Annotated in this window: 5 protein-coding genes; 1 reads left to right on the top strand and 4 read right to left on the bottom strand. The window is 74.4% G+C overall.

The window, feature by feature from the left end; translation table 11 throughout:
- Positions 1–45: 45 nt before the first annotated feature.
- The 4 genes from ACFU0Y_RS16130 to ACFU0Y_RS16115 all read right to left on the bottom strand — a co-directional run bounded on the left by ACFU0Y_RS16130 (position 46) and on the right by ACFU0Y_RS16115 (position 5124).
- Complete coding sequence (locus ACFU0Y_RS16130) at positions 46–1494, bottom strand: dihydrolipoamide acetyltransferase family protein (protein WP_380215643.1); 1449 nt, start codon at positions 1492–1494, stop codon at positions 46–48.
- A gap of 77 nt (positions 1495–1571) precedes the next feature.
- Positions 1572–2555: an alpha-ketoacid dehydrogenase subunit beta gene (locus ACFU0Y_RS16125; protein ID WP_380215641.1), complete on the bottom strand. Its 984-nt coding sequence runs from the start codon at positions 2553–2555 to the stop codon at positions 1572–1574.
- Positions 2552–3904: a thiamine pyrophosphate-dependent enzyme gene (locus tag ACFU0Y_RS16120; protein WP_380215639.1), complete on the bottom strand. Its 1353-nt coding sequence runs from the start codon at positions 3902–3904 to the stop codon at positions 2552–2554. The genes ACFU0Y_RS16125 and ACFU0Y_RS16120 overlap by 4 nt, the downstream gene beginning before the upstream one ends.
- Positions 3905–3960: 56 nt before the next feature.
- Complete coding sequence (locus ACFU0Y_RS16115) at positions 3961–5124, bottom strand: histidinol-phosphate transaminase (protein WP_380215637.1); 1164 nt, start codon at positions 5122–5124, stop codon at positions 3961–3963.
- Between the two features lie 167 nt (positions 5125–5291).
- On the opposite strand from ACFU0Y_RS16115, the gene purB reads away from it, so the two are divergent.
- The gene (purB, locus tag ACFU0Y_RS16110; protein WP_380215635.1) at positions 5292–6719 is read left to right on the top strand and encodes an adenylosuccinate lyase; all 1428 of its coding nucleotides are present in this window, start codon (positions 5292–5294) and stop codon (positions 6717–6719) included.
- Positions 6720–6807 lie beyond the last annotated feature (88 nt).

Here is a 6807-nt window from a genome sequence, read left to right as displayed (position 1 = left end):
GCCCCGCACCGATCGGTGCGGGGCCGTTGCCGTGCGGTCCGCGGCTCACTCCAGCAGCAGCGCCGGCTCCTCGAGGATCCGGGCGACGTCGGCCGTGAAGCGGGCCGCGAGGTCCCCGTCGACCACCCGGTGGTCGAAGGACCCGCCCAGCGTGGTCACCCAGCGGGGCACCACGGCCCCGTCCACGACCCACGGCTTCTGCTTGATGCTCCCGAACGCGATGATCGCGACCTCGCCGGGGTTGATGATCGGGGTCCCGGTGTCGAGGCCCAGCGCACCGATGTTCGTCACGGTCAGGGTGCCGCCCTGCATGTCCGCCGGCTGGGTCCGCCCCGCCCGCGCGGTCCGCGACAGCTCGTCCAGGGCCACGGCCAGCTCCCGCAGCGAGAGGTCCTGGGCGTCCTTGACGTTCGGGACCATGAGCCCGCGCGGCGTGGCCGCCGCGATGCCCAGGTTGACGAAGTGCTTCACGAGGATCTCCTCGTCCGTCCACGTCGCGTTGACCATCGGGTTGCGGGCCGCGGCCCACACCACGGCCCGGGCCAGCACCAGCAGGGGCGTGACCTTGACGCCCTCGTAGTCCGGGGCGGCCTTGAGCCGCTGGACGAACTCCATGGTCCGGGTGGCGTCGACCTCCACGAAGACCGAGGCGTGCGGGGCGCTGAACGCGCTGCGCACCATGTTCTGCGCGGTGGCCCTGCGCACGCCCTTGACCGGGATCCGCTCGATCCGCTCCTCGGGGGCCGCGGGGCGTCGCCGGTCCCCGGCCGCGCCGAGCCGCGCCACGTGGGCCAGCAGGTCCTGCTTGGTGATCTGCCCGGCGGCACCCGTCGCGGGGACGTCGGCGAGGTCCACGCCCAGGTCCCGTGCGGCCTTGCGGACCGGGGGCTTGGCCAGCGCGGGGCGGCGCGGGACGCTCTCGACGGCCACGGGTCCGTCGCCGCGGCCGGGCCGGCGCCAGACGCCGCTGTCCCCGGCCAGCCGGGCGGCGCGCCCGGCGATCCCCTGGGCCGCGGTGCCGATCCCGCCGCCGATCCCGGCGGCCAGCGGGCCCCGGGACAGCTTCTCGGTCCAGCCCGCGGGACGGGCCGGCTCGGGCTCCGCCTCCGGCGCCGGGGCCGGGGCCGTGCGCCGGCGCCGGCGCACGGGGTCGGCCTTGGGCCCGGAGCCGACGAGCGGGCGGTCCGCGCCGGGCTCCCCGCCCTCGCCCAGCACCCCGGGCACGCCGGAGGCCGGGGCGGGGTCCGCGGACTCGCCGGGGGTGCCCACGGCGATGATGGGGGTGCCGACCTCGACCGTGCTGCCCTCGGCGGCCAGCAGGTCCAGGACGGTCCCGGCGTAGGGCGACGGCAGCTCGACCACGGACTTCGCGGTCTCGATCTCGACGAGCACCTGGTTGACCGTGACGGTCTCCCCCGGCGCCACCCTCCACGCGAGGATCTCCGCCTCGGTCAGGCCCTCGCCGACATCGGGCAGGTTGAAGATCTGGGGCATCTCAGTACTTCCTCTCTCGCACGGCCCCCGGGCCGGCGGTGCCGCCGGGCCGGGCTCCGGCGACCGGGTCGGCGGGGTCAGTAGGCGAAGGACCGGTCCAGGGCCTCGAGGATCCGGTCGAGGTCCGGCACGTACCGGTCCTCGACGGCGGCCACCGGGTACGGCAGGTGGAAGGCGCCCACCCGCAGCACCGGCGCCTCCAGGGAGTAGAAGGCCCGCTCCGTGAGCCGGGCGGCGATCTCCCCGCCGAGGCCGCCGAACGTCGGGGCCTCGTGGGCGACGACGAGGCGGCCGGTCCGGCGCACGGAGTCCTCGAGGGTGTCGAAGTCGATCGGCGACAGGGAGCGCAGGTCGATCACCTCGACGCTGCGCCCGTCCTCCTCCGCGGCCTGCGCCGCGGCGAGCGCGACGGGCACGAGAGGTCCCCAGGCCACCACGGTGGCGTCCTCGCCCGGACGGACGACCTGCGCGGCGAACGGGTCGGCGCTCGGGCGCCCGACGTCCACCGCGCCCTTGAGCCAGTACCGCCGCTTGGGCTCGAAGACGATGACGGGGTCCTCGCACGCGATGGCCTGCTGGGTCATCCAGTAGGCGTCCTGGGCGTTGGAGGGAGTGACGATGCGCAGCCCCGCCGTGTGCGCGAACAGCGCCTCCGGGGACTCCGAGTGGTGCTCCACCGAGCCGATGACCCCGCCGTAGGGGATGCGGATCGTCACGGGGACGGTGACGTCGCCGTTGGTGCGGTTGCGCATCTTCGCCAGCTGCGTGGTGATCTGGTTGAACGCCGGGAAGGAGAAGCCGTCGAACTGGATCTCGCACACCGGGCGGTAGCCGCGCAGGGCGAGGCCGATGGCGGTGCCCACGATCCCGGCCTCCCCCAGCGGGGTGTCCATCACCCGGTGGGCGCCGAAGTCCGCCTTGAGCCCCTCGGTGACGCGGTACACGCCGCCCAGGGAGCCGATGTCCTCGCCCATGAGCAGCACCCGGGGGTTCTCCTCCATGGCGCGGCGCAGGCCCGCGTTGACCGCCTTCGCGATCGTCAGGTCGGGGGCGGTGCTCATGCGAGGTCCTCCTGGGTGCCGGCGGTGTGCGCGTCGGGGACCCCGGCCACGGGGTCGGCGGCCACGGTCAGCCCCGCGGCCTGCGTGCCCCGGTCCGGACCGGCGGTGCCCGCACCGCCCGCCCCGCCCGGTCCGGCGTCGTCGGTGCGGGTCCCGGTGTCGCTGTCGGTGTCGCTGTCGGTGTCGCTGTCCACGAAGCCGGCCTGGTACGCCGCGTACCAGGCGCGCTCCTCCTCCACGAGGGGGTGGGGCTCGGCGTAGGGCCGGTCGAAGAAGTCCTCGAACGCGGGCGGGTCCATGGCCAGCACGAGGGCGCGGGCCTGGTCGGCGAACGCCTGGGCGTCGGCCGCGACGTCGGCGAAGAAGTCGTCGCCGGTGCCGTGGGCCTCGCGCAGGTGCGCCTCGAGGCGGATCAGCGGGTCGAGCCCGCTCCAGTGGTGCTCGTCCTCCCGCCGCCGGTACTTGGTGGGGTCGTCCGCGGTCGTGTGCGCCCCGAGCCGGTAGGTCTCGGCCTCCACGAGGACGGGGCCCCGGCCGGCACGGGCCTTCTCGAGCGCGTACCGGGAGGCCGCCAGGACCGCGAGGACGTCGTTGCCGTCCACGCGGATCCCCTCGAAGCCGTATCCTGCGGCGCGCTCGGCCAGGGGCACGCGGGACTGGGTGCTGAACGGCACCGAGATGGCCCACTGGTTGTTCTGCACGAAGAAGACCACCGGGGCGTCGTAGGACGCGGCGAAGACCATGCCCTCGTGGACCTCGCCCTGGGTGGAGGTGCCGTCCCCGAAGTAGACGACCGCCGCCGCCGGCTCGGTCTCCCGGCCCTCGGCCTCCGCGGCCCGGCGGTCCAGGTCGATGCCCATGGCGTAGCCCACGGCGTGCGGGACCTGGCAGCCCAGCACGATCGAGTAGACGTTCATGTGGTGCCGGCTGGGCCGCCAGCCCCCGGCGCTGTGCCCGCGGAACACGGTGAGCAGCTCCGCGGGCTCGACGCCGCGCTCGATGGCCACGGCGTGCTCGCGGTAGGTCGGGAACACGTGGTCGGCCGGGCGCAGCGCCCGGGCGGAGCCCACCTGGGCGGCCTCCTGTCCGCGCATCGGCGCCCACAGCACCAGCTGCCCCTGACGCTGGAGGTTCGTCGCCTCCTCGTCGAAGCGGCGGGCCAGTGCCATCGAGCGGTACAGCTCGCGCAGCTGCCCGGCGTCGACGTCGCGCACGTACGGGGACAGGACCGGGTCCTCGCTCAGCCGGCCGTCCCGGTCGAGGAGCCGCACCAGGCGCGTGCGCACCTCCGGTGTCGGCACGGCGCGGTCCGGCACGGGGGCGGCCGGGGACGATGGAGCGGCATCCATGGGCAGGACGTCCTTTCGGGTTGCTCGGGAGGGTGCCGGGCCAGCGCGGCCGCGGGTCAGAGCACGGGCGGGTGGGGGAACTGCGCGCACAGCTCCAGGAACCGGGTGTTGGCCTCCGGCTCCCCGATGGTCACGCGCACGCCCTCGGCGCCGAAACCGCGCACCGACAGGGCGTGGGCGTCGCACAGCTCGGCGAAGGCCCCGCTGTGCTCCCCCAGGTTCAGCCACACGAAGTTGGCCTGGGTCTCCGGGTACGGCCAGCCGAGCTCGTCGAGGCCGGCGAGGACCCGCTCCCGCTCGTCGACGACCCGCTGGACGCGCTCGGCCACCTGGTCGTAGTGGCGCACGGACGCGATCGCCGCGCGCTGGGCGAGGTCGGTCACGGAGAACGCGGGGGACGCCTGGCGCAGGTACTGGGTGATCCCCTGGCCCGCCACGGAGTAGCCGATCCGCAGACCCGCCAGACCGTGGGCCTTGGAGAACGTCCGCAGCACGACGACGTTGGGGTGCCGGCGGTACAGCTCGACGCCGTTCACGAGGTCGTCGCGGCGCTGGAACTCCTGGTAGGCCTCGTCGATCACCACGACGACGTCGCGCGGCACGGCGGCGAGGAACTCCTCCACCTGCGCGGTGGTGAGACTGGGGCCCGTCGGGTTGTTCGGCGTGCACAGCAGCACGACCTTGGTGCGCCCGGTGACCGCGGCGGCCATGGCCTCGAGGTCGTGGGAGCCGTCCCGGCGGTTCGGCACCGGGACGCCCAGGCCGCCGGAGAGCCCGATGCTTATGGGGTAGGCCTCGAAGGAGCGCCAGGCGTGCACGACCTCGTCCGGGGTGCCGTCCTCGCCGGCGCCCACGAACGCGCCGAGCAGCTGGTTGAGCGCGCCGAGGCTGCCGGCGCCGGTGACGATGTCCTCCGCGGGCACGCCGAGGAACTCGCCGAGCACCTCCCGCAGCTCCGCGGAGGTGGTCTCGGGATAGCGGTGCACCGCGTCCCAGTCGGTCAGGACCTCCCGGACGGCCGGCACCGGCCCGAACGGGTTCTCGTTGGAGGACAGCTTGTAGGAGACGAGCCCCTCGACCACGACCGGGGGCTTGCCGGCCGCGTAGCGGGGAAGTCGGGACAGGGCCGGGCGGGGCCGGACCGCCGGGGTGGTGGCGGTGGCCGGGCCCGAGGCCGGGGCGGTGCCGGCCAGGGTGCGGGTAGCGTCGCTGGTACTCATGGAGGTCATGCTATCCCCGCACCCCCGGGGTTCCCCCGGTGCATGACGCCCCTCCGGACGACCCGCCGCTTTTCGGGGTCAAAGCTACAACCGGGTTCCGCGAAAGTTGGCGGCGGACGACAATTCGTCCGCCCGGGGGCGTGCGGGGACCGTGGGAGAATGGGCCCATGCCCAACACCGATCGCATCCTGTCCTCAGGGCGCGCGGCGCTCGCCGCCGCCGTCCCGCCCGTCGCACTCGGGCCCCTCGACGGCCGCTACCAGCCCGTGGTCGCGCCGCTGGTCGACCACCTCTCCGAGGCCGCGCTCAACCGCAACCGCGTGCACGTGGAGGTCGAGTGGTTCGTGCACCTCGCCGAGCACGCGGTGCTGCCGGGCCTGGCGCCCCTGACCGAGGAGCAGACCGCCGGGCTGCGCCGGATCGTCACGGACTTCGACACCGCCTCCGTCGCGGAGCTCGCGGAGATCGAGGCGGTGACGGTCCACGACGTCAAGGCCGTGGAGTACTACATCGGCCGCCGGCTGCCCGCCCTGGGGCTGGAGCACCTCGTGCCCCTCGTGCACTTCGGCTGCACCTCGGAGGACATCAACAACCTGGCCTGGGCCCTGGGCGTGAAGGACGCCACGACCGACGTGTGGCTGCCCGCGGCCCGCGCCCTCGTGGCGGACGTCGCGGCGCTGGCCGAGTCCGCGGCCGGGACCCCGATGCTCTCCCGCACCCACGGCCAGCCCGCCACGCCCACCACCCTGGGCAAGGAGATGGCGGTGGTCGCCCACCGCCTGGGCCGCCAGCTGTCCCGGATCGAGCGCACGGAGTACCTGGGGAAGATCAACGGCGCCACGGGCACCTACGCGGCGCACTACGCGTCCGTGCCGGACGCCGACTGGACGGGCGTCTCGCGCGCGTTCGTGGAGGGCCTGGGCCTGAGCTGGAACCCGCTGACCACCCAGATCGAGTCCCACGACTGGCAGGCCGAGCTCTACGCCGACCTCGCCCGGTTCAACCGCATCCTGCACAACTTCTGCACCGACGTGTGGTCCTACATCTCGATCGGCTACTTCCAGCAGATCCCGGTCGAGGGCGCCACGGGCTCCTCCACCATGCCCCACAAGGTCAACCCGATCCGGTTCGAGAACGCCGAGGCGAACCTCGAGCTCTCCAACGCCGTCCTTGACGCCCTCGGCGCCACGCTCGTGACGTCCCGCTGGCAGCGCGACCTCACCGACTCCTCCTCGCAGCGCAACATCGGCGTGGCCTTCGGCCACTCGCTGCTCGCGGTCTCCAACGTGAGCAAGGGGCTGGCCCGCCTCGACGTCGCGGAGGCGGTGCTGGCCGCCGATCTCGACGAGAACTGGGAGGTGCTCGCCGAGGCGATCCAGATGGTGATGCGCGCGGAGGCGATCGCCGGCGTCGAGGGGATGGACAACCCCTACGAGCGGCTCAAGGACCTGACCCGCGGCCGCCGGGTGGACGCGGCGCGGCTCCAGGAGTTCGTGGCGGGCCTGGGCCTGTCCCCGGACGCGGAGCGTCGGCTGTCCGGGCTGACGCCGGCCACCTACACGGGTGTCGCCGCGGAGCTCGTGCGCTACCTCTGAGGCCGCGACCGGGCCGTCCGGCGCCCCGTGCCGGACGGCCCGAGCCTCGAGGTCCGTGCCCCGGGGCCCGCGCCGGGCGGGTCCGCCC

It is taken from the genome of Kocuria sp. NPDC057446, from assembly GCF_042802875.1.
Lineage (GTDB): Bacteria > Actinomycetota > Actinomycetes > Actinomycetales > Micrococcaceae > Kocuria.
This window is presented reverse-complemented; position numbering and strand designations above follow the sequence as displayed.

Bases quoted from the DNA above. Each gene is read 5' to 3' on its own strand.
- ACFU0Y_RS16130 (WP_380215643.1), bottom strand. From the start codon at position 1,494: ATGCCCCAGATCTTCAACCTGCCCGATGTCGGCGAGGGCCTGACCGAG.
- ACFU0Y_RS16125 (WP_380215641.1), bottom strand. From the start codon at position 2,555: ATGAGCACCGCCCCCGACCTGACGATCGCGAAGGCGGTCAACGCGGGC.
- ACFU0Y_RS16120 (WP_380215639.1), bottom strand. From the start codon at position 3,904: ATGGATGCCGCTCCATCGTCCCCGGCCGCCCCCGTGCCGGACCGCGCC.
- ACFU0Y_RS16115 (WP_380215637.1), bottom strand. From the start codon at position 5,124: ATGAGTACCAGCGACGCTACCCGCACCCTGGCCGGCACCGCCCCGGCC.
- purB (WP_380215635.1), top strand. From the start codon at position 5,292: ATGCCCAACACCGATCGCATCCTGTCCTCAGGGCGCGCGGCGCTCGCC.